The organism is Brevundimonas olei, assembly GCF_037055245.1.
In the GTDB taxonomy this organism is placed as follows: domain Bacteria; phylum Pseudomonadota; class Alphaproteobacteria; order Caulobacterales; family Caulobacteraceae; genus Brevundimonas; species Brevundimonas olei.
On sequence record NZ_CP146369.1, the window covers coordinates 1,803,722 to 1,823,212 of the forward strand.

At 66.4% G+C, this 19,491-nt stretch carries 21 protein-coding genes; 15 read left to right on the forward strand and 6 right to left on the reverse strand.

Annotated features, from left to right (window positions below; translation table 11 throughout):
* Position 1 precedes the first annotated feature (1 nt).
* From V8J38_RS08590 to V8J38_RS08610, 5 genes are all read left to right on the forward strand, one after another.
* Positions 2–1,408: a sigma-54 dependent transcriptional regulator gene (locus V8J38_RS08590; RefSeq protein ID WP_338574898.1), complete on the forward strand. Its 1,407-nt coding sequence runs from the start codon at positions 2–4 to the stop codon at positions 1,406–1,408.
* Positions 1,408–2,268: a D-amino-acid transaminase gene (locus V8J38_RS08595; protein WP_338574900.1), complete on the forward strand. Its 861-nt coding sequence runs from the start codon at positions 1,408–1,410 to the stop codon at positions 2,266–2,268. The genes V8J38_RS08590 and V8J38_RS08595 overlap by 1 nt, the downstream gene beginning before the upstream one ends.
* A 110-nt stretch (positions 2,269–2,378) precedes the next feature.
* The gene (gene hfq, locus V8J38_RS08600) at positions 2,379–2,624 is read left to right on the forward strand and encodes an RNA chaperone Hfq (RefSeq protein ID WP_003164861.1); all 246 of its coding nucleotides are present in this window, start codon (positions 2,379–2,381) and stop codon (positions 2,622–2,624) included.
* The gene (hflX, locus tag V8J38_RS08605; RefSeq protein ID WP_338574926.1) at positions 2,625–3,938 is read left to right on the forward strand and encodes a GTPase HflX; all 1,314 of its coding nucleotides are present in this window, start codon (positions 2,625–2,627) and stop codon (positions 3,936–3,938) included. It abuts the gene before it with no gap.
* A 7-nt stretch (positions 3,939–3,945) separates the two neighbouring features.
* Positions 3,946–5,574 carry a Na+/H+ antiporter gene (locus V8J38_RS08610; protein WP_338574928.1) on the forward strand — a complete coding sequence of 543 codons (1,629 nt, stop codon included), beginning with the start codon at positions 3,946–3,948 and terminating at the stop codon, positions 5,572–5,574.
* On the opposite strand, the gene V8J38_RS08615 is transcribed toward V8J38_RS08610, so the two are convergent.
* The 3 genes from V8J38_RS08615 to V8J38_RS08625 are packed head-to-tail and all read right to left on the reverse strand — an operon-like array spanning position 5,571 to position 8,416.
* Positions 5,571–6,245 carry an HAD-IA family hydrolase gene (locus V8J38_RS08615; protein ID WP_338574931.1) on the reverse strand — a complete coding sequence of 225 codons (675 nt, stop codon included), beginning with the start codon at positions 6,243–6,245 and terminating at the stop codon, positions 5,571–5,573. The two genes, V8J38_RS08610 and V8J38_RS08615, sit on opposite strands and share 4 nt — an antisense overlap.
* A complete protein-coding gene (mazG, locus tag V8J38_RS08620; protein ID WP_338574934.1) occupies positions 6,242–7,030 on the reverse strand; it encodes a nucleoside triphosphate pyrophosphohydrolase in 789 nt (262 codons plus the stop codon). Before mazG ends, V8J38_RS08615 begins: the two co-directional genes overlap by 4 nt.
* Complete coding sequence (locus V8J38_RS08625; protein ID WP_338574937.1) at positions 7,031–8,416, reverse strand: MFS transporter; 1,386 nt, start codon at positions 8,414–8,416, stop codon at positions 7,031–7,033.
* Between the two features lie 119 nt (positions 8,417–8,535).
* Between V8J38_RS08625 and V8J38_RS08630 the strand changes: the two genes are divergently transcribed.
* The 4 genes from V8J38_RS08630 to ygiD all read left to right on the forward strand — a co-directional run bounded on the left by V8J38_RS08630 (position 8,536) and on the right by ygiD (position 11,309).
* Positions 8,536–9,393: a D-alanyl-D-alanine carboxypeptidase family protein gene (locus tag V8J38_RS08630; RefSeq protein WP_338578615.1), complete on the forward strand. Its 858-nt coding sequence runs from the start codon at positions 8,536–8,538 to the stop codon at positions 9,391–9,393.
* Positions 9,390–9,848: a hypothetical protein gene (locus V8J38_RS08635; RefSeq protein WP_338574940.1), complete on the forward strand. Its 459-nt coding sequence runs from the start codon at positions 9,390–9,392 to the stop codon at positions 9,846–9,848. Before V8J38_RS08630 ends, V8J38_RS08635 begins: the two co-directional genes overlap by 4 nt.
* Before the next feature lie 98 nt (positions 9,849–9,946).
* Complete coding sequence (gene wrbA, locus V8J38_RS08640) at positions 9,947–10,549, forward strand: NAD(P)H:quinone oxidoreductase (protein WP_338574942.1); 603 nt, start codon at positions 9,947–9,949, stop codon at positions 10,547–10,549.
* Positions 10,550–10,553: 4 nt separating this feature from the next.
* Complete coding sequence (ygiD, locus tag V8J38_RS08645; RefSeq protein WP_338574945.1) at positions 10,554–11,309, forward strand: 4,5-DOPA dioxygenase extradiol; 756 nt, start codon at positions 10,554–10,556, stop codon at positions 11,307–11,309.
* A gap of 21 nt (positions 11,310–11,330) precedes the next feature.
* On the opposite strand, the gene V8J38_RS08650 is transcribed toward ygiD, so the two are convergent.
* Both V8J38_RS08650 and V8J38_RS08655 read right to left on the reverse strand, forming a co-directional pair.
* Positions 11,331–11,741, reverse strand: a complete 411-nt coding sequence (locus V8J38_RS08650) for a DoxX family protein (protein WP_338574948.1) — start codon at positions 11,739–11,741, stop codon at positions 11,331–11,333.
* 82 nt (positions 11,742–11,823) lie between these two features.
* Positions 11,824–13,380, reverse strand: coding sequence for an AMP-binding protein (locus V8J38_RS08655; RefSeq protein WP_422388341.1), 1,557 nt, complete (start codon positions 13,378–13,380; stop codon positions 11,824–11,826).
* A gap of 202 nt (positions 13,381–13,582) precedes the next feature.
* Here V8J38_RS08655 and lipA point away from each other — a divergent pair, with 202 nt between their 5' ends.
* From lipA to V8J38_RS08670, 3 genes are read left to right on the forward strand one after another with little or no spacing between them, the layout of a single operon-like run.
* Positions 13,583–14,557, forward strand: a complete 975-nt coding sequence (gene lipA / locus V8J38_RS08660) for a lipoyl synthase (RefSeq protein ID WP_338574952.1) — start codon at positions 13,583–13,585, stop codon at positions 14,555–14,557.
* 4 nt (positions 14,558–14,561) lie between these two features.
* The gene (locus V8J38_RS08665; RefSeq protein WP_291775143.1) at positions 14,562–15,014 is read left to right on the forward strand and encodes a type II toxin-antitoxin system RatA family toxin; all 453 of its coding nucleotides are present in this window, start codon (positions 14,562–14,564) and stop codon (positions 15,012–15,014) included.
* A gap of 4 nt (positions 15,015–15,018) precedes the next feature.
* The gene (locus V8J38_RS08670) at positions 15,019–16,140 is read left to right on the forward strand and encodes an NAD(P)/FAD-dependent oxidoreductase (protein ID WP_338574956.1); all 1,122 of its coding nucleotides are present in this window, start codon (positions 15,019–15,021) and stop codon (positions 16,138–16,140) included.
* Positions 16,141–16,149: 9 nt separating this feature from the next.
* On the opposite strand, the gene V8J38_RS08675 is transcribed toward V8J38_RS08670, so the two are convergent.
* Positions 16,150–17,139, reverse strand: coding sequence for a hypothetical protein (locus tag V8J38_RS08675; protein WP_338574958.1), 990 nt, complete (start codon positions 17,137–17,139; stop codon positions 16,150–16,152).
* A gap of 221 nt (positions 17,140–17,360) precedes the next feature.
* Between V8J38_RS08675 and rpmF the strand changes: the two genes are divergently transcribed.
* From rpmF to V8J38_RS08690, 3 genes are all read left to right on the forward strand, one after another.
* Positions 17,361–17,543 carry a 50S ribosomal protein L32 gene (gene rpmF, locus V8J38_RS08680; protein WP_024352840.1) on the forward strand — a complete coding sequence of 61 codons (183 nt, stop codon included), beginning with the start codon at positions 17,361–17,363 and terminating at the stop codon, positions 17,541–17,543.
* Between the two features lie 166 nt (positions 17,544–17,709).
* Positions 17,710–18,987 carry a phosphopyruvate hydratase gene (eno, locus tag V8J38_RS08685; protein WP_291775151.1) on the forward strand — a complete coding sequence of 426 codons (1,278 nt, stop codon included), beginning with the start codon at positions 17,710–17,712 and terminating at the stop codon, positions 18,985–18,987.
* A gap of 153 nt (positions 18,988–19,140) precedes the next feature.
* A complete protein-coding gene (locus V8J38_RS08690; protein WP_291776129.1) occupies positions 19,141–19,461 on the forward strand; it encodes an FtsB family cell division protein in 321 nt (106 codons plus the stop codon).
* Positions 19,462–19,491: the final 30 nt, after the last annotated feature.

A 19,491-nucleotide genomic window follows, 5' to 3' on the forward strand; every position in this document is an offset into this window, starting at 1 on the left:
CATGCGTAATACGGGTGCTGATATTCTGGTCGTCGACGACGAGGCCGACATCCGCGAACTGGTGTCAGGCCTGCTGGAGGACGAGGGCCATTCGGTCCGCACGGCCGCCAATTCGGACGAGGCGCTGGCCGCCATCCGCGCGCGCAAGCCTTCCTTGGCCGTACTCGACATCTGGATGCAGGGCGGCGGTCTGGACGGGCTGGAACTGCTCGATGTCGTGCGCGAACTGGATGAGGACCTGCCGGTCGTCATGATCTCGGGTCACGGCAACATCGAAACGGCGGTCAGCGCGCTGAAGCGCGGCGCCTATGATTTCATCGAGAAGCCGTTCAAGTCCGACCGCCTGGTCGTGGTGGTGGAGCGGGCCCTGGAAGCGGCCGCGCTGAAACGCGAGAACCGGCGCCTGCGCGCCCAGACGCTGACGCCCACCGGACTGATCGGCAAGTCGGTCGCCGCCCAGGTGCTGCGCACCACGATCACCAAGGTGGCGCCGGCCAACAGCCGCGTCCTGATCTCGGGCCCTCCTGGTTCGGGCAAGGAACTGGTGGCCCGGCAGATTCACGAAGCCAGCCCCCGGGCGAAGGCGGAGTTCGTCGCCATCTCGGCCGCCGGCATGACGCCCGAGCGCCTGGACGTCGAATTGTTCGGCGAGGAGGGCGGCGACGGCCGCCCACGCAAGATCGGCGTCTTCGAGCGGGCCCATAACGGCACCCTCTATCTGGACGACGTGGCTGACATGCCTCGCGAAAGCCAGAGCCGCATCCTGCGCGTCCTGGTCGAACAGAGCTTCCGCCGCGTCGGCGGCGAGCAGGACGTGCAGGTGGACGTGCGCGTCGTCACCTCCACCGCCCGCGACCTGCGCACCGAGATCGCCGAGGGGCGTTTCCGCGAGGACCTGTTTCACCGGCTGAACGTTGTGCCGATCCGCGTGCCGCCGTTGTCGGAGCGACGCGAGGACATCGCCGAATTGGTCGAATACTTCGTCGACAATCTGTCGGCCTCCCAGGGCTTGCCGCATCGTCGCATCGCCGACGACGCCCTGGCCGTGCTGCAGGTTCATCCGTGGCCGGGCAATGTCCGCCAGTTGCGCAACAACATCGAACGTTTGCTGATCCTGGCCACCGGCGGGCCGGACGAGCCCATCACCGCCGATATGCTGCCGCAGGAGGTGGCTTCATCCGCTAGCCCCGCCTCGCTCAGCGCGGACCGCATCATCGCCCTGCCGTTGCGTGAGGCGCGCGAGGTGTTCGAACGGGAATATCTGTCGGCCCAGATCATGCGGTTCGGCGGAAATATCTCGCGCACGGCCGCTTTCATCGGCATGGAGAGATCTGCGCTGCATCGCAAGCTTAAGTCGCTGGGCGTATCGCCTGCACGCGGCGGAGACGAGGAAGGAGAGGGCGCCTGATGTCCAGGGTCGCCTATGTGAACGGCGTCTATCAGCCGCACGGCCAGGCTGTGGTCCATATCGAGGATCGCGGGTTCCAGTTCGCTGACGGCGTCTATGAGGTCTGGTCGGTCTTCGACGGCAGGCTGGCCGATTATCAGGGGCACCTGAGCCGTCTGGCCCGCAGCCTGACCGAGCTGCGGATCGACATTCCCATGTCGGCCGAGTCGCTGGGCATCGTCCTGCGCGAGACGATCCGCCGGAACCGGGTGCGCAACGGCATCGTCTATATCCAGATCACGCGCGGCACGGCGCCCCGCGATCATGCCTTCCCGACGGACGTGGCGCCCAGCGTCATCATCACCGCCAAGTCTATTGACCTGAGGAAGGGCGAAGCTCTGGCCGCCAGGGGCGCGGCCGGCGTCACCCAGCCCGACATGCGCTGGGGCCGCTGCGACATCAAGACGGTCGGCCTTCTGCCCAACGCCCTGGCCAAGCAGGCGGCGCGTGAACGCGGCGCTTACGAAGCCATCCTGTTCGATGAAATGGGCATGGTGACCGAGGGCTCCTCGACCAACGCCTGGATCATCGATGAGAACGGCAAGCTGCGGACCCGCGACACCCAGGCCAACATCCTTCGCGGCATCACCCGCGCGGCGATCCTCAAGCTGGTCGAGGCGGAAGGTATCGAGCTGGAAGAGCGCGCCTTCAGCGTCGAGGAGGCCAAGCGCGCGCGCGAAGTCTTCGTCACGGCGGCCAGTTCCTTCGTCATGCCGATCGTTTCGCTGGACGGAACCCGCATCGGCGACGGCAAGCCGGGCCCGGTTGCGACCCGTCTGCGCGAGATTTATCTGGAACAGGCGCGCCGCGAAGCCATTTAAGGCGTTGCCGCACCGGCGGGGGCTTGGCTAAAGTCGCGGATGCGGGCGATGTTCCGCCTCGCGGCCATTCCGCCGCTGATGAAAAAGACCAAGAACAGGATCAACCTGCCATGTCGCAAGACAAACGACAGAACCTCCAGGACACCTTCCTGAACAGCGTCCGCAAGACGAAGACGCCGCTGACCATCTTCCTGGTGAACGGCGTCAAGCTTCAGGGCATCGTCACCTGGTTCGACAACTTCTGTGTGCTGCTGCGTCGCGATGGCCAATCGCAGCTGGTCTACAAGCACGCCATCTCGACCATCATGCCGTCCGCGCCCGTGCAACTGTACGAGCCCGACGCCGAAGAAGACTGATTGACCTCCAAACTCATTGACCACGCCGTCCCGCTGATCCGGGCCGTCGTCATCCATCCTGACCGTCGTGGCGACAATGCGCGCCATGCGTCCGAACGCCTGGAAGAAGCCGTGGGCCTGGCCCAGGCGCTGGACCTTGACGTGCGGGCGCAGGAAATCGTGCGCCTGCGTTCGGTCACGCCCGCCACCCTGATCGGTCGAGGCAAGCTGGAAGAGATTTCGGCCCTGATCCTGGCCGCCGACGCCGAGGCGGTCGTCGTCGACGACCAGCTGACGCCGGTGCAGCAGCGCAACCTGGAACGCTTCTGGGACATCAAGGTCATCGACCGCACCGGTCTGATCCTCGAGATCTTCGGCCGCCGCGCTCGCACGCGCGAGGGGCGGCTGCAGGTCGAGCTGGCGCGGCTTGAGTACGAACGCTCGCGCCTCGTCCGCACCTGGACCCACCTGGAACGCCAGCGCGGCGGGACGGGCGGCACGGGCGGCCCCGGCGAAACCCAGATCGAGCTGGACCGGCGCATGATCGCCGACCGCATCGTGCGGCTGAAGGCAGAGCTGGAAGAGGTGCGCCGCACGCGCGGCCTGCACCGCAAGGCGCGTCGACAGGTTCCGTTCCCGTCGGTCGCCCTGGTCGGCTACACCAATGCGGGCAAGTCGACGCTGTTCAATCGGCTGACCGGGTCGGAGGTGCTGGCCAAGGATTTGCTGTTCGCCACGCTGGACACGACCCAACGCACCATTCGTCTGCCCCAGGGGCGGCCGGCCATCATCGCCGACACCGTGGGCTTCGTCTCCGACCTACCGCACGAACTGGTGGAGAGCTTCCGCGCCACCCTGGAGGAAGTCGGCGAGGCGGACCTGATCCTGCATGTGCGCGACATCGCCTCGCCCGACAGCGCGGCCCAGGCCAAGGACGTCGAGGCCGTGCTGGAGCAGATTCCAACGCCCGAGGGCAAGACGCGCCGCATCCTCGAAGTCTGGAACAAGATCGACCTCCTGGAGCCGGAAACCCGCGAATCCATCGTCGGTCAGGCCGAGCGTCTGGCGCGCGACGGTCAGGCTGTCGCCGTGTCCGCGTGGACGGGCGAGGGGATCGAGACCCTGCGCGAGACCATCGCCGGTCTGATCGACGACGATCCGGAGACTCATCTGACGGTCGAGCCGCATCGCGGCGACCTGCTGGCGTGGCTGTACGCCAACGGCCGTGTGACGAGGCGCGAGACGGATGATGACGGCCGGGTCCATCTGACGGTCCGACTGCATCCCGCCGCGCTGGGGCGACTTGAACGGCTGTATCCGGACGTGATCGACTAATCCTGTCATGCACCTGATCGAGACCATCCTCTTCCTGTTGCTGGCCGTGGTGCTGTCAGGGTGGTTGGCTCGGATCACGCGCATCGCCCTGCCGCTGGTGCAGATCGCGCTTGGGGCGGGGGTGGTGCTGATCACCGGCGAGTCGGTCGATCTGAAGCCGGATATCTTCTTCCTGCTGTTCCTGCCGCCCCTGCTGTTCGTGGACGGTTGGCGCATACCCAAGGAGGCGCTGTTCCGGGACAGGGTGGTGATCCTGGAGTTGGCGCTGGGACTGGTGGTCTTCACCGTCCTGGGGCTGGGTTTCCTGATCCATTGGCTGATCCCGGCCATGCCGCTGGCCGTGGCCTTCGCCCTGGCGGCCATCCTGTCGCCGACCGACCCGATCGCAGTCCAGGCCATCGCAGGGCGGGCGCCGATCCCGAAGCGGCTGATGCACATCCTGGAGGGCGAGTCGCTGCTGAACGACGCCAGCGGCCTGACCTGCATGCGGATCGCCGTGCTGGCGGCGACGACCGGCGCCTTTTCCCTGAGCAGCGCTTTTGGAACCTTCGCCTGGCTGGCCTTGGCCGGCGTGGCCGTCGGCATCGTCGTGACCCTCGTCATCGGCCTGGTGAAGGCCTTCATCAGCCGCCGCTGGGGCGAGGACGTCGGCGGGCAGATCCTAATCAGTCTGCTGATGCCCTTCGCGGCCTATCTGGCGGCGGAAGCCATCCACGCCTCGGGCATTCTGGCGGCGGTGGCGGCGGGCGTGACGATGAGCTTCACCGAGCGGCAGGGCTCGGCCCTAGCCGCGACCCGCATTCGGCGCGCCGTGGTGTGGGACACGGTGCAGTTCGTCGCCAACGGCCTGATTTTCGTCATCCTGGGCGAGCAGATGCCGTCCATCATGGCGCGTGCGGCCGAGGTGATCCGTTCCACCGATCATGACGAGATCTGGTGGTTGGGCGTCTATGTCTTCGCCATCGTCGCGGCCCTGGCGGCCTTGCGTTTCGTCTGGGTGTGGACGTCGCTGAAGCTGACCCTGTTCCGTCGAAAGGGCCGCAGCGCCCCGCCCAAGGTCGGGCTGCGGTTGGTGGCCGTCATGTCGCTGGCGGGGGTGCGCGGGGCGATCACCCTGGCGGGCATTCTGACGCTGCCCTTCTACCTGAGCGACGGTTCGCCCATGCCGGCGCGGAACCTGGCCATCTTTCTGGCGGCGGGCGTGATCATCGTCTCCCTGGTGCTGGCCACGATCGCCCTGCCTCGTCTTTTGAGGGGCGTGCAGCTTCCGCCGGAGGATGACCATCAGGCCGAAGAGAACCGATCCCGCGTAGCCGCCGCTTGGGCCGCAATCCGAGCCATTGAGGACGCTCAGCACGCCATGGCCGAGGGCAAGGTCGATCCCGACTTCTATGCCGAAACCGCCACGCGAGTGATGGAGGTCTATCGCCACCGCATCGACATGCGCACCAGCATGGAGGAGGACGCCGTGGTCCAGGCGCGCCGCGCCGATGACATCGAGCGCCGCCTGCGCCTGACCGGCCTTGCGGCGGAGCGTGAGGAACTGGTGCGTCTCGGCCGCCAGCGACTGATCGACGAAGAGACGGCGCGCAAGCTGATCCGCGAGATCGACCTGCAGGAATTGCGCTACGTCTAGGCCGTCTCGGCGATCCAGCCTGCCAGGTCGGCGTAGCTGTCGAACACCTGGTGCGCGCCGGCCTGTTTCAGACGTTGAGAGTGATCGCCGCGGACATGGCCGCCCGCGCACAGGCCGACGATTGTCATGCCCGCCGCCACACCCGCCAGCACGCCGGTCGGACTGTCCTCGATCACCAGGGTGCGCTCCGGCGCGGCCTTCATCGCCTCGGCGGCGTAGAGGAACAGGTCAGGATGCGGCTTGCCCCGGCTGACATGAACGGCGGCGCTGAAGATCGGGCCGCCGAAGACGTCATGAGCCCCGAAATGGCGCAGACCCAGCTCGATCCAGTCGGGCGGACTGGAGGAGGCGATGCAACGCGGCTCCTCGCGTCCCGCCAGGAAGGCGTCGAACCCCGCGACGGACGTCAGGTCGCGCCGGGCGCGATCGTGACAGCGCCGCGTCCATTCGTCTTGCAGGCCAGGCGGGCAAGGCGCGCCCAGTCGTTCCGAAATAAGCGCCTCGCAGTCCAGCCAGCGCTTGCCCAGATAGGTCGCCAGGGCGTCGTCCAGCGTGGTCGGCAGGCTGATTTCGCTGAGCAGTTCGGCCATGACCGCATTGTTCAGCAGTTCGCTGTCGGCGATGACCCCGTCATAGTCGAAGATGATGAGGTCGAACGGGCTTCGGTTCACGCTCGCTCGGCGGCCTTGGCGGCGTCCCACAGGGCGTCCATCTCGGACAGGTCGGACTGCTCCGGCGTGCGGCCGTCTTTCTTCAGTTCGGCCTCGATGAACTCGAAACGGCGAACGAATTTGGCGTTGGCGGCGCGCAGGGCGTCTTCCGGCTCGACCTCCAGCTTGCGGGCCAGATTGGCGACGACGAACAGCAGGTCGCCCAGCTCCTCGCGGGCCTTCTCCTTGTCGCCGGCGGCGATCTCGACGCGCAGTTCCTGAACCTCTTCGGCCAGTTTGTCGAAGACTTCGTCGGTGGAGGGCCAGTCGAATCCGACACGCCCCGCGCGCTTGGTCAGTTTGGCGGCGCGGGTGAGGGCAGGCAGGCCGACCGGCACGTCGTCCAGCACGCCGTGCTGCTCCTTGGCCTTGCGCTCGGCGGCCTTGATGTCTTCCCAGCGGTCCTTCTGGGCCGGGCCGGTGGCCTTGGCGGCTTCGTCGCCGAAGACGTGCGGATGGCGGCGAACCAGTTTGTCGGCCATGGCCTCGGCCACGTCTTCCAGCCGGAAATGCCCGGCTTCCTCAGCCATGCGCGAGTGGAAGACGACCTGGAACAGCAGGTCGCCCAGTTCCACCCTCAGTTCGTCCATGTCGCCGCGCTCGATGGCGTCGGCGACCTCATAGGCCTCCTCGATCGTATAGGGAGCGACGGTCTGGAAGGTCTGCTCCACGTCCCAGGGACAGCCGCCGTTCGGATCGCGCAGGCGAACCATGATGTCTTTCAGGCGGTCGACGGGGTGAGTCATTCAGGCGTGTCCGGCGTCTCTTTGCGCCAGGGCGGCGCGGATTTCATCGTGCCTGCGTGCGGTCAGGGGATAGCCCTTCAGCACCCAGGCCGTGGCCGCCAATAGCAGGCCCGGCACGGCGATGAACAGGATCTGCAGGATCAGCAGCGAAAACTCGCTGTTCCCCTCCGGCCCCGGCAGGGCCTTGAACCCGACCAAAGGCAGGATGGCGTAAGGCAGCAGGGCGAAGACGTGGCCCATCTTGGTCGTGGCGGACAGGATGGAGAACATCAGGCCGGTGCGGTCCACGCCCGTCTCCAGCCGCACCTCATCGCCCGCGTCCGCCATCATGGCGCGCAGCAGGAACAGGCCCGCCGCATAGGGCAGACCCGCGATGAACATCGCGACCGCCGTCAGGGCGAAGTTCCCGCCGGGAACCAGCGTCGCGCCGACGTAGAAGACGGCGAAGATCAGGCTGGCTACGGCCAGGGCGCGATCCTTGCCGATCCTCGTCGCCAGCCAGGCCCAGACGGGCGCCCCGACCAGGCCGGCCATGAAGTAGATCAGCATGAACAGCGACGCCTGGGTATGGCCGTAGCCCTTGATCTGGCCGAAGAAGAAGAACAGCAGCGACCCCGTGATGCCCGGCGCAATGCCCAGCAGCAGGTCGGCGATCAGCAGCTTGCGCACCGTCTTCATCCTGAACAGGGCCAGATAGGCGCGCGGCCCGCCATGCGGCGCGGCGCCGGCGTTGACGGGCTCGGGCACGGCGACCATGGCCAGGCCGATGGTGAGGGGCAGGGCGATGATGATGGCCCAGCCCATGATGCGCACCCCGTCCACGTAGTTCCCCAGGCCCGTCTTCACCACGATGGTCGGCAGGATCAGGATCAGGATCACGCCGATGATGTTGAACACCTGCCACCAGCCGTAGACCCGGCTGCGCTGGTCATACTGCGGCGCCAGAACAGCGGCCCAGCCCAACTGCCCCAGCGTGCCCATCGAGAAGCCGAGGTAGAGCACCAGCAGCCAGGCGAACAGATAGATCGGCCCCGCGCCCGGCTGGACCGTCACGAACATCATCAGCGCCGCCAGCATCAGGATCGGCGTGGCCACGGCCATCCACGGGCGATAGCGGCCCAGGCGCGTGCGCGTCCGGTCCATGCCCCAGCCGATGAAGGGATCGAACAGGATGTCGATCAGCCGCACCGCCATGAAGACGGCGGCCACCATGCCCATCTCTATGCCGACGTGGGTGGCGTAGAATTCCGGCAAGGTGACGGGCAGGGCCACGCCGAAAGCCGCCAGCGGCAGGCAGGGGCCTGAGAAGGCGGCCAGGATGGCGTTGGAACGACGCGGCGCGTCGGGCGCGGCGAGGGCGGACGAAGGCGCTGCGGTTGCGGTCATGCGGTCACGGCCTGTTCGCGGCGCGAGTCGGCCGCAACGGTCACCATGCAGGTTTTCGGCGCAGGCGCGAAGACCGCGGAGGGCTTGCGGCGACTCTCAACCTGAGGCCTGCTGTGGTCATGTGGAAAGCGTCCGCCTTCGTTATCGCCGCCTTGATCGCCGCCTTCGCCGGACAGGCTCACGCCGAGGCTCCGGAACCTGTGCCGACCGCCCAGATCTGCGACCGGGCGTCCGGCGCCTGGGACGATACGGCCGAGGCGAACGCCATCTCCCTTTATGCGCTGGAGTGGGTTCCGTTCGGGCCGTCCGAGTTGGGCTGGGAAGCCTATGTCCCGTTGATCCAACAGGAGGTCGGTTCGCCCTGCGATCCGACATCGGCAGGCTTTGCCGAATCTCTGGCCGCGTTCCAGGCGCGCTATGGGGTCACGGCCAGCGGCCGGTTCGACCAGGCGACCTTTCAAGTGTTGCGGGGCCTGTGGCAGGAGCGGCGACCCTTCGTCATGGCGCGGGTGAGGGGAGAATGCCCGGATCCGCCCCCCGTCGCCGACCTGGCCTATCTGACGACAGGAGAGGAACACGCCGAACGCCTGACGCGTCTGCTGCGTCGCGACGTGCTGGACGCTTATCGCGCCATGGCGACGGCGGCCCGCGCCGAAGTTCCGGAGATCGCCGCCGAACCGGAACTGCTGCGCATCTTTTCCTCGTTCCGCGATCCGGAGGCCGACGCGGCGCGATGCGCGCGCGACGGCAACTGCGACGGCTTGAGACGCGCCGTCTGCTCGCCGCACCGGACAGGCGCGGCCGTCGACCTCTATGTCGGCCACCTGCAGGGCATGGGCGTCGATTCCACTGACGTTCACAGTCGCCGCTACATGAGCCAGACGCCGACCTATCGTTGGCTGGTCAAGCACGCCGGGCGGTTCGGCTTCGTCCCCTATGTCTATGAGCCCTGGCATTGGGAGTGGGTCGGTCGATGATCCGACCGCTTGCGCATGGCGAGGCGGCGCTGGCGCGCGAAGTGTTCGGGCGTGACTTGCGGCTGGACGGCATCCGCTTCCTGGGCTCGCCCTGGCCGTTCAACCGGGCCTTCGTGCCGGGACGCTGGTTCGGCCGCGACTGGATCGTCTGGCCCAGGGCGACCTTGGCGCCGGATTTGTCGCAGGCGTCGCTGCGAACTCAGGCGGTCTTCATTCACGAACTGGTCCATGTCTGGCAGGCCCAGAACGGCGTCAATCTGCTGACCGGCAAGCTCAAGGCGGGCGACGGGCCGGGCGCGTACGTCTATCCTGTCGATGAGCGCTGCGAATGGATCGGCCTGAACATCGAGCAGCAGGCCATGGTGGTCGAACACCGCTTCCTGCTGTCGCGGGGCGCGCGGGTTCCGGGCGAAAGCGCCTTTTACGATCGCGTTTGTCCGATCGGCGATCGTTGAGAAAATTGACAAGAAGGCCTTGCGGCGCCGCAACATGACGTTAAATCAGGCACTGATGCTGTTGCTGTATGCATCGTTTCAGTTTTGCCGGAGCGGCCATGCCCAAGATTCTCGTCCTCTACCACTCGACCTACGGCCACATCGAACAGGTGGCCGAAGCCGTCGCCGAAGGCGCGCGGCAGGTCGAAGGCGCCGTCGTGGACATCAAGCGCGTCCCCGAAACCGTGCCGGAAGAGCTGGCGCGCAGTTCAGGCTACAAGATGGATCAAGCCGCGCCGATCGCCACGGTGGCGGAACTGGCCGACTATGACGCCATCATCCTGGGCGCCGGCACCCGCTTTGGCACCGCAGCCTCGCAGATGCGCGCCTTCCTGGATCAGACGGGCGGCATGTGGGCGCAGGGCAAGCTGGTCGGCAAGGTCGGCAGCGCCTTCAGCGCCTCGGCCACCCAGCACGGCGGCCAGGAGACGACCTTCCTCGGCCTGCATCATTATTTCATGCACCAGGGAATGGTTGTCGTCGGCCTGCCGTACGCCTTCGCCGGCCAGATGAACATGGACGAGATCACCGGCGGCACCCCATACGGGGCCACGACCCTGACCAAGGGCGACGGCTCGCGCATGCCGAGCCAGAATGAACTGGACGGCGCCCGCTTCCAGGGCAAGCATGTCGCGGAAATCGCCAGGAAGCTGCACGGTTAAGATCATGCGCCAGCCCGCACTCTTCTTTGGTCACGGCTCCCCCATGAATGCGCTGGGCGGTCCCTTCGCGGACACCTGGCGCGCGTTGGGGCAGGAGATCGGCAAGCCGAAAGGCGTCGTCATGGTCTCGGCTCACTGGGAGACGCGCGGGCTGGGCGTGACGGCGCAGGAGCTGCCGGAAACCATCCATGATTTCGGAGGCTTCCCGGCCGAACTTCACGCCATGCAGTATCCTGCGCCCGGCTCGCCCTCGCTGGCGAACCGGGTGGCGGAACTGACAGACGCAGTGCAGACGACGCAGTGGGGACTGGATCACGGGACCTGGTCCGTCCTGGCCCATGTCTGGCCGGACGCCGACGTGCCCGTGGTGCAATTGTCGCTGGACCGCACCCTCGACGCCCGCGCCCATTATGAACTGGCCCAGCGCCTGCGCCCCTTGCGGGACGAAGGCGTCATCGTCGCCGGTTCGGGCGATTTCGTGCACAATCTGCGGACGTGGAAGCGGGCGGGCGGCGAGCCCTATGACTGGGCCGTCGATTTCAATGAGGCGGTCAAGCGCGCCTTCATGGCGGGCGACCACGACGCCTTGATCGACTGGGTCCACCTGGCCGAACAGGCGCAGCTCAGCGTTCCGACGGACGAACACTATCTGCCGTTGCTTTATGTCGCCGCGCAGCAGGCGTCGGGCGAGTCCGCCCGCTTCTTCAATGATGTGATCGAAGGCGGATCGATCTCGATGACGGGCGTCCGGATCGGCTGACCGGACGCCGCGTTTCGTTTCTTAGCGTCGGCCGCCGCGCAGGGCGTTGTCCAGCGACCACGGCCCCGGCCCGACGAAGACCAGGTACAGGAAGACGAAGCAGTAGAGGGCCGCCAGCTCTCCGCCGTTGTTGATGGGGTAAGGGCTCTGCGGCGCGTGAACCATCCAATAGGCCACGGCGGTGAAGCCGGACAGGATGAAAGCCGTCGGGCGGCTGAACAGGCCCAGCGCCAACAGGACGCCGCCGACCAGTTCAATGGGACCGGACCAACCGGCCAGAGTCGACAGATCGACTCCGCCGCCGCGACCGCCCGGCGGAAAACCCAGAATCTTCTGCGCGCCGTGCTGAAGCAAAAGCAGGCCGGAGACAATTCTCAGAAGGCTGAGAAAATGCGGCTCCCAGCCGGCCAGGGATGTCGAACGTCGGGCCATGAAACCTCCTCGGCCGTTGCGCCCCGCGAGCGGGACCGGACGGCCGAGGTTATGACACTGGCGTCGAACGGCAAGCGCCTTGTCAGGCGCTCTTCAATTCATCCTCGACCTTCTTCTGGATGGTCACATAGTCGGTCTTGCCGGTGCCCAGGACCGGAATGCTTTCGACCTTGATGATCTTCTTCGGCACCGCCAGTTCGGGCGCGCCGTTGTCACGCGCCCATTCGGTCAGGCGTGAGCTCTCGGCCTCCGCGACGTCGGTGACCAGTACCAGGCGCTCGCCCTTCTTGCTGTCAGGCACGGCGACGACGGCGTGGTGGCCGGTCGGCCAGACGGTGCCGGCCATGCCTTCGACCGCCGTCAGGGACACCATCTCACCGCCGATCTTGGCGAAGCGCTTCACCCGGCCCAGGATGGTGATGTAGCCCTCGGCGTCGATATCGACGATGTCGCCGGTGTCGTGCCAGCCGTCCGCCAGGGGCTCCAGATTGTCCGGGTCGTTCGGCGAGATGTAGCCTTCCATCACGTTCGGTCCGCGCAGATACAGGCGCCCCCCGACCTCGATGCCTTCAACCGGTTCGATGCGGTATTCCATGCCCGGCAGGATCTGGCCCACCGTGCCCGGTCGGTTGCGGTCGGGATGGTTCACGGCGACGACCGGCGCCGCCTCGGTGGCGCCATAGCCTTCCAGCAGGGTCAGGCCGCCGAACTTGGCGTCGAAGGCGGCGCGGGTTTCCTCGCGCACCTTCTCGGCTCCGGCGACCGCGAACTTCAGGGTGGCGAAATCGCCCGGCTCGGCCACACGGGCGTACTGGTTCAGGAAGGTGTCGGTCGCGAAGAGGATCGACGCCTTCACCTGGGGCAGAAGATCGGTGATCTGCTTGGCGTGCAGCGGCGAGGGATATTCAAACGCCTTCAACCCCTGCAGCAGCGGCAGGATGACCCCGCCCGTTAGGCCGAAGCAGTGGAAGGTCGGCAGCGGGTTGAACATCACCCAGTCGGGGTCCAGGTCGATGTGGGCCGCCACCTGGCGCGCATTGGCGACCAGGTTCCTCTGACTCAGCACCACGCCCTTGGGCGCGCCGAAGCTGCCCGAGGTGAACAGGACCACGCCCGCCGAATCCGGGGCGGTCTTCACGCGAAACCGCTTGGGCGCCATGCCGGCGCTGAGGCCGTACAGCTTGTCGGCCAGGCTGATGGTCTTGCGGATGTCGTCCAGCCAGACGATTTCGGAAACCTCGCCCAGGGCCTCCATCAGGTCGTCCAGCTTGGCCTGTGTCACAAAGCGCTTGGCCGACAGGATTTTCTTCACGCTCGCCGTCTTCAGCGCCGCCTTCAGATTGGCTTCGCCCGAGGTGAAGTTCAGCATGACCGGCACGCGGCCGAAGGCGTGCAGGGCGAAGAAAGTCACCACCACGCCTGCGCTAGACGGCAGCAGCACGCCGACGCGCTCGCCCGGTTGGGTCAGTCTGGCGATCTTGCGGCCCAGCACGAAGGCGGCGCGGATCAGGCCGGTATAGGTCAGGGGGTGGCGATCCTGGTCCTCCAGAATCTCCTTGTCGCCGTAGCGGGCGCGCGCATCGATCAGCGCGTCGAACAGAGTCTCTTCATAGACCTTGGGGTCCAGGGCTGCCCGCAGCAAGCACGTCCTCCTTCGGAGAGCTCTGGCGCGGCCCTCTCGGTTACAAGAGGCCGGAACCTAGTGACGTAAGGTCGCCTTGAAAAGATGCGTAACGTCGCGTGAGGCCGTTCCAATGTCGGACTGAAACCGACTGTGCCTTGCCTTTGCACATCGGAAGGCCGACATACCGCCTTCAGAAACAGGAGCCAGACCGCCGGCGATGGTCACGCTGATCGACACCCTGCAGAAGAAGCCGTCTGAGCTTCGTCACCCTGAAAAGCAGAACCGCCCGGAATCGGCGGTGCTGAAGAAGCCTGACTGGCTGCGCGTCAAGGCGCCCGGCTCGGGCCAGTACAACGCCACCAAGGACATCGTGCGCTCCAAGGGGCTGCACACCGTCTGTGAAGAGGCCGCCTGCCCGAACATCGGCGAGTGCTGGAGCCAGAAGCACGCCACCCTGATGATCATGGGCGACACCTGCACGCGGGCCTGCGCCTTCTGCAACGTCAAGACCGGCCTGCCGCAGCCGCTGGACCCGGAAGAACCGGCCAAGGTCGGTCTGGCCGTGGCGCAGATGGAACTGAACCACGTCGTCATCACCTCGGTGGACCGCGACGACGTGTCGGACGGCGGCGCCGCCCACTTCGCCGAGGTGGTGCGCCAGATTCGCATCCAGGCGCCGAACACCACCATCGAAATCCTGACCCCCGATTTCCTGCGCAAGGACGGCGCGGCCGAGGTGATGATCGACGCCACGCCCGACGTCTTCAATCACAACCTCGAGACGGTTCCGCGCCTGTATCTGAAGATCCGGCCGGGCGCTCGCTACTTCCACTCGCTGCGTCTGCTGCAGATGGTCAAGGAGCGTGACCCGAACCAGTTCACCAAGTCCGGCATCATGGTCGGTCTGGGCGAGACCAAGGAAGAGGTCATGCAGGTGATGGACGACATGCGCTCCGCCGGCGTCGACTTCATCACCATCGGCCAGTACCTGCAACCGACGCGCAAGCACGCCGCCATCGACCGCTTCGTCACGCCCGAAGAGTTCAAGGCCTATGAGGCGATCGCGCGGGCCAAGGGCTTCCTGATGGTGTCGTCCTCGCCGTTGACGCGCTCGTCGCACCACGCGGGCGACGACTTCGCCCGGCTGCGCGCGGCCCGCGAGGCCCAGTTGTCGACCCGGAACGGCCGCTGAATCCTTGGCCGTCCATCGCGTAACGCGCATCCTGCCCTATGCGCCCGAGCAACTCGCCGCCATGGTGGCGGACGTGCGCGCCTATCCCGACTTCGTGCCGTGGATCACCGCCATGCGCGTCTGGAACGTGCGGGACGAGGCGCCGGGCGTGCATCTGCTGGACGCCGAGGCCGGGGTCGGATTCGCCTTCCTGACCGAGAAGTTCTCGACCTGGGTGCGTCATGACGTGCACGCGCCCAAGGTCGAGGTCGGCCTGATCCGCGGCCCGTTCAAACACCTGAAGAACCGCTGGGAGTTCCATCCGCACCCGCAGGGGACGCGACTGGAATTCTCCATCGACTTCGCCTTCAAGTCGCGCATGCTGGACATGATGCTTCAGGCGAACTTCGACCGGGCGGTCGACAAGCTGATCCAGTGTTTCGAGAGCCGGGCCAAGGCTCTCTACGGCAAGAGGTAGAACCATGGGCGCGCCTTTCGACTTCGATGCGACGGTCGTGGGCGCGGGAGCTGTGGGGCTGGCCTGCGGTCGAGCGCTTTCACGACGCGGCCTGACGGTGCTGGTGCTGGAGAAGGAGCCGCATATCGGTCAGGGCGTCTCCTCGCGTAACTCCGAGGTGATCCACGGCGGACTCTATTATCCGACCGGCTCGTTGAAGGCGAAGTTCTGCGTCGAAGGGCGGCGCGCCCTTTATGATTTCCTGGAAAGTCGAAAGGTCGACCACTGGAAGTGCGGCAAGCTGGTCGTTGCGACCGAGGAAGCCGAGGTGGAGCGCATCGAGGCCATCTTCCAGCAGGCGACGACCAACGGCGTCGAGCGGTTGGAGCATCTTACCGGCGCCCAGGCGCGGGCGCTTGAGTCGGAATTGAACGCCCACGCCGCCATCCTGTCGCCCGAAAGCGGCGTGTTCGACAGTCACGGCTATATGCTGGCCCTGCAGGGCGAGATCGAGGACGCGGGCGGCGCGGTCGTGATCTCCGCGCCTTTCGAGGGGGCGGAAGGCCTGCCGGGCGGCGGCTTCTCTGTTCGCGTGGGCGGGGAGGGGGCGATGACCGTGACCAGCCGCCTTCTGGTCACGGCGCCTGGCCTGTCGGCTCAAGACGTCGCAGCTCGAATCGACGGCTATCCCGCCGCTGATATTCCCGCGCGTCATCTGGGCAAGGGGATCTACTTCCGTCTGACGGGCGCGGCGCCGTTCAACCGCCTGATCTATCCGCCGCCGATCCCCGGCGCGCTGGGCACCCACTACCGCAAGGATCTGGGGGGGCAGGGGGTGTTCGGCCCCGACCTGGCCTATGTCGAGACCGAGGACTATTCCGTCGATCCGGCCAAGGCGGAAGAGTTCGCCCGCTACATCCGCCGCTTCTGGCCCGGCGTGACGGTCGAGCGGCTGACCCCCGACTACGCGGGCATCCGGCCCAAGCTGCATGGTCCTGGCGAGCCGCAGCCGGACTTTCAGCTTCATGGCCGAGAGCATCACGGCATCGACGGCCTGATGGCCCTGTTCGGCATCGAAAGCCCCGGCCTGACCAGTTCCCTTGCGATCGGCGAGGCGGCGGCCGAGGCGTTGGCAGGCTCGGCTTGAGCCTGACGATCAGTCGAACGCCGACAGCGGAATTGAGACGAGGCTGAACGGCAGGACGGGGTCTCCCGAGCCGCGACGGTTCAACTGGCTGTTGGCGACGATGAGGCGGTCGCCGCGCACGGCGGCCGTGGCGGGCCAGGCCAGTTCGGCGAACGTCAGCCGCTTCGCCTCTGTCGCCGTGGTGAAATCGGACGACAGATCCAGGGCCACGATCTCCTCGGACCACTGACGCACCACGAACAGCCTCTGACCGTGCAACGCCAGGCCGTCGCCGCCGTCCAGCGCCGAATCACCTGTGTCGATCACCGTGATCTCGCGGGTGCTCGTATCGATTCGAAAAAGTTTGCCGGCCTTCATCTGCACGACGAGCAGATAGCGTCCGTCCGGCGTCGCCGCGATTCCGTTCAGATTGGCGTCCTCGCCGTAGCGAATGGCTGTTCCCTCGAACGACAGCCAGGGCTGCAGCGCCTGATCGGCGATGGGATCGCGCGGCGCGCGCCATAGCACTGGCCGCACGGTGTCGGTGAAGTAGGCCGCATCGGTCGTCAGGGCCACGTCGTTGATCAGCGCCGCGCCTTCGGGGGTGGTGAAGCGCGCCAGCCGTCGACCGGTGGCGATGTCGACGACATGCATCGAGCCTGTCCGCGCGCCGGCGACCCACAGGCGTCCTTCGCCATCGGCCTTGAGGCCCAGAGCCACTGAAACCGGCGTCGCGGGGCGGGCGTCGGCCATATCCAGCGGATCGCCGATCACGATGGGCACCCTGTTTTCGGGATCAACGCTGACGACGACGCCGGTATTGGCGCTGGTGGTGTAGATCGCGCCGGTGGCCGGATCGACCGTCACGCCCTCGGGGTAGGCCGCCGCTTCGGGGAGAGCCAGAACCGCGATGCTCGACGTGGACGGTTCCCGAGCCTGAGCCGGCGCTCCGGCGAGGAGGCCGATGAAGGCGACAGACCCTGCCGTCGTCATCCAGATATCGCGCCAAGAATCGCGCATGTCGTCCTCCCATGATATTCAGCGCCGGAACTCTGCCGTAGGGATGGGCCGGACGCCACCCTCGTCGAGGCGGCGGCGGGCCGAACCATTATCATTCCGCGACTTGAAATCCCTTGCGGCTTCATGCATAAGCCCGCCCTCGCGTGGCGGCTCTTATCGGGGGGCCGCCGCTGTTGTTTTCGCGTCTTCACCGGCGCACCGACTTAGAGATTGAGACGGACATGGCCGTTCCGAAGCGCAAAACTTCCCCCTCGCGTCGCAACATGCGTCGTGCTCACGACGCCCTGGGCGCCAACACCTATGTCGAAGACAAGGACACCGGCGAGCTGCGTCGTCCTCACCACATCGACCTGAAGACCGGCATGTACAAGGGCCGTCAGGTTCTGACCCAGCAAGAAGACTAAGGTCTCCTCTGGCGATCCGGCTCCGGCCGGGCGCAAATTCAGCGGCGCGCGAGCCTCTCGCGCGCCGTTTTCGCATATGTTCGCCGTCGTCTCGCCTGTGGCGATTCAAGCGGGTCTGGTCTAAACCGGCCCGACCTTTCCCAACTCAGTCAGAGCGCAGAGATTCATGACCGATATCGTCGACATCGTCGCCCGCCAGATTCTCGACAGCCGGGGCAATCCGACGGTTGAAGTGGACGTGATCCTGGAAGACGGCAGCTTCGGCCGCGCCGCCGTGCCGTCGGGCGCCTCGACCGGCGCGCACGAAGCCGTCGAACTGCGCGACGGCGACAAGGACGTCTGGGGCGGCAAGGGCGTCGAGAAGGCGGTCGACGCCGTCAACGGCGAGATCTTCGACGCCCTGTCCGGCATGGACGCCGAGGACCAGCGCCGCATCGACGAGGCCCTGATCGAACTGGACGGCACCGAGAACAAGTCGCGCCTGGGCGCCAACGCCATGCTGGGCGTGTCGCTGGCCGTAGCCAAGGCCAGCGCCATCTCGGCCGGTCTGCCCCTGCACCGCTATATCGGCGGCGTCTCGGCCCGCATCCTGCCGACGCCGATGATGAACATCATCAACGGTGGCGCCCACGCCGACAACCCGATCGACATCCAGGAATTCATGATCATGCCGACGGGCGCCGAGAGCTTCTCGGAAGGCCTGCGCATGGGCGCCGAAATCTTCCATGCGCTGAAGAAGGCGCTGAAGGACGCCGGCCACAACACCAACGTCGGCGATGAGGGCGGCTTCGCCCCGAACCTGGCCTCTGCCGACGAAGCCCTGACCTTCATCACCAAGGCGGGTCAGGCGGCAGGCTATCTGGCTGGCGAAGACTTCCACCTGGCTCTCGACGTGGCCTCGACCGAGTTCTTCAAGGACGGCAAGTATGAGCTGGCGGGCGAGGGCAAGTCCTTCGACGCCGAGGGCATGGTCAATTATCTGGCCGATCTGGTCGAACGCTTCCCAATCGTCTCGATCGAGGACGGCTGCGCCGAGGACGACTTCGACGGCTGGAAGCTGCTGACGGATCGCCTGGGCGACCGTGTCCAGCTGGTCGGCGACGACCTGTTCGTGACCAACCCGCGCCGTCTGGCCGCCGGCATCGGCGAGGGCCTGGCCAACTCCATCCTGATCAAGGTCAACCAGATCGGCACCCTGTCCGAGACGCTGGACGCCGTCGATATGGCGCACCGCGCGGGTTACACCGCCGTGATGTCGCACCGTTCGGGCGAGACCGAGGACTCGACCATCGCCGACCTGGCCGTGGCCACCAACTGCGGTCAGATCAAGACTGGTTCGCTGGCCCGTTCGGACCGGACGGCCAAGTACAACCAACTGCTGCGCATCGAAGAGATGCTGGGCGACCAGGCCGCCTATTTCGGCGACGGCATGCTGCTGAAATAAGCTGCATCACGAAGATGTGCTGGGCGCCGCCTCCGAACCTCGGGGGCGGCGTTCGCAATTACGGCCAAGCTACGGTTCGTTAGGCATTTTCGCTCACTGATAGGTCACCGTGTTTGTGCGCGCTCAGAAGGAGCGTCCGTTGTGCCCGAGCAGATGAAGCCCTACCTGCCGTCCGTCCTGCTGCTGTTGCTGATCGCCTATCTGGGCGTACAAGCCCTGACGGGTGAACGCGGCCTGCTAAGTGGCGGTGAACGCGACGCTTTGCTGTCCCAGCGACAGTCCCAACTGACGCGCTTGACCGAGCAGCGCCAGGACCTGGAAGTCCGCGTCCGCTACCTGCGCACCGAGAGTCTCTCGAAGGATCTTCTGGAGGAGCGGGCGAGGGCGGTGATCGGCTTCGCCGACCCGCGCGACTATGTGGTTCGGCTGAACGGCCCCGCTGGCCACAACCGTGGCGCGACCCGCGCCTCCTGAACTATTGTTACAGCCTGGCTGGCTGCTTTG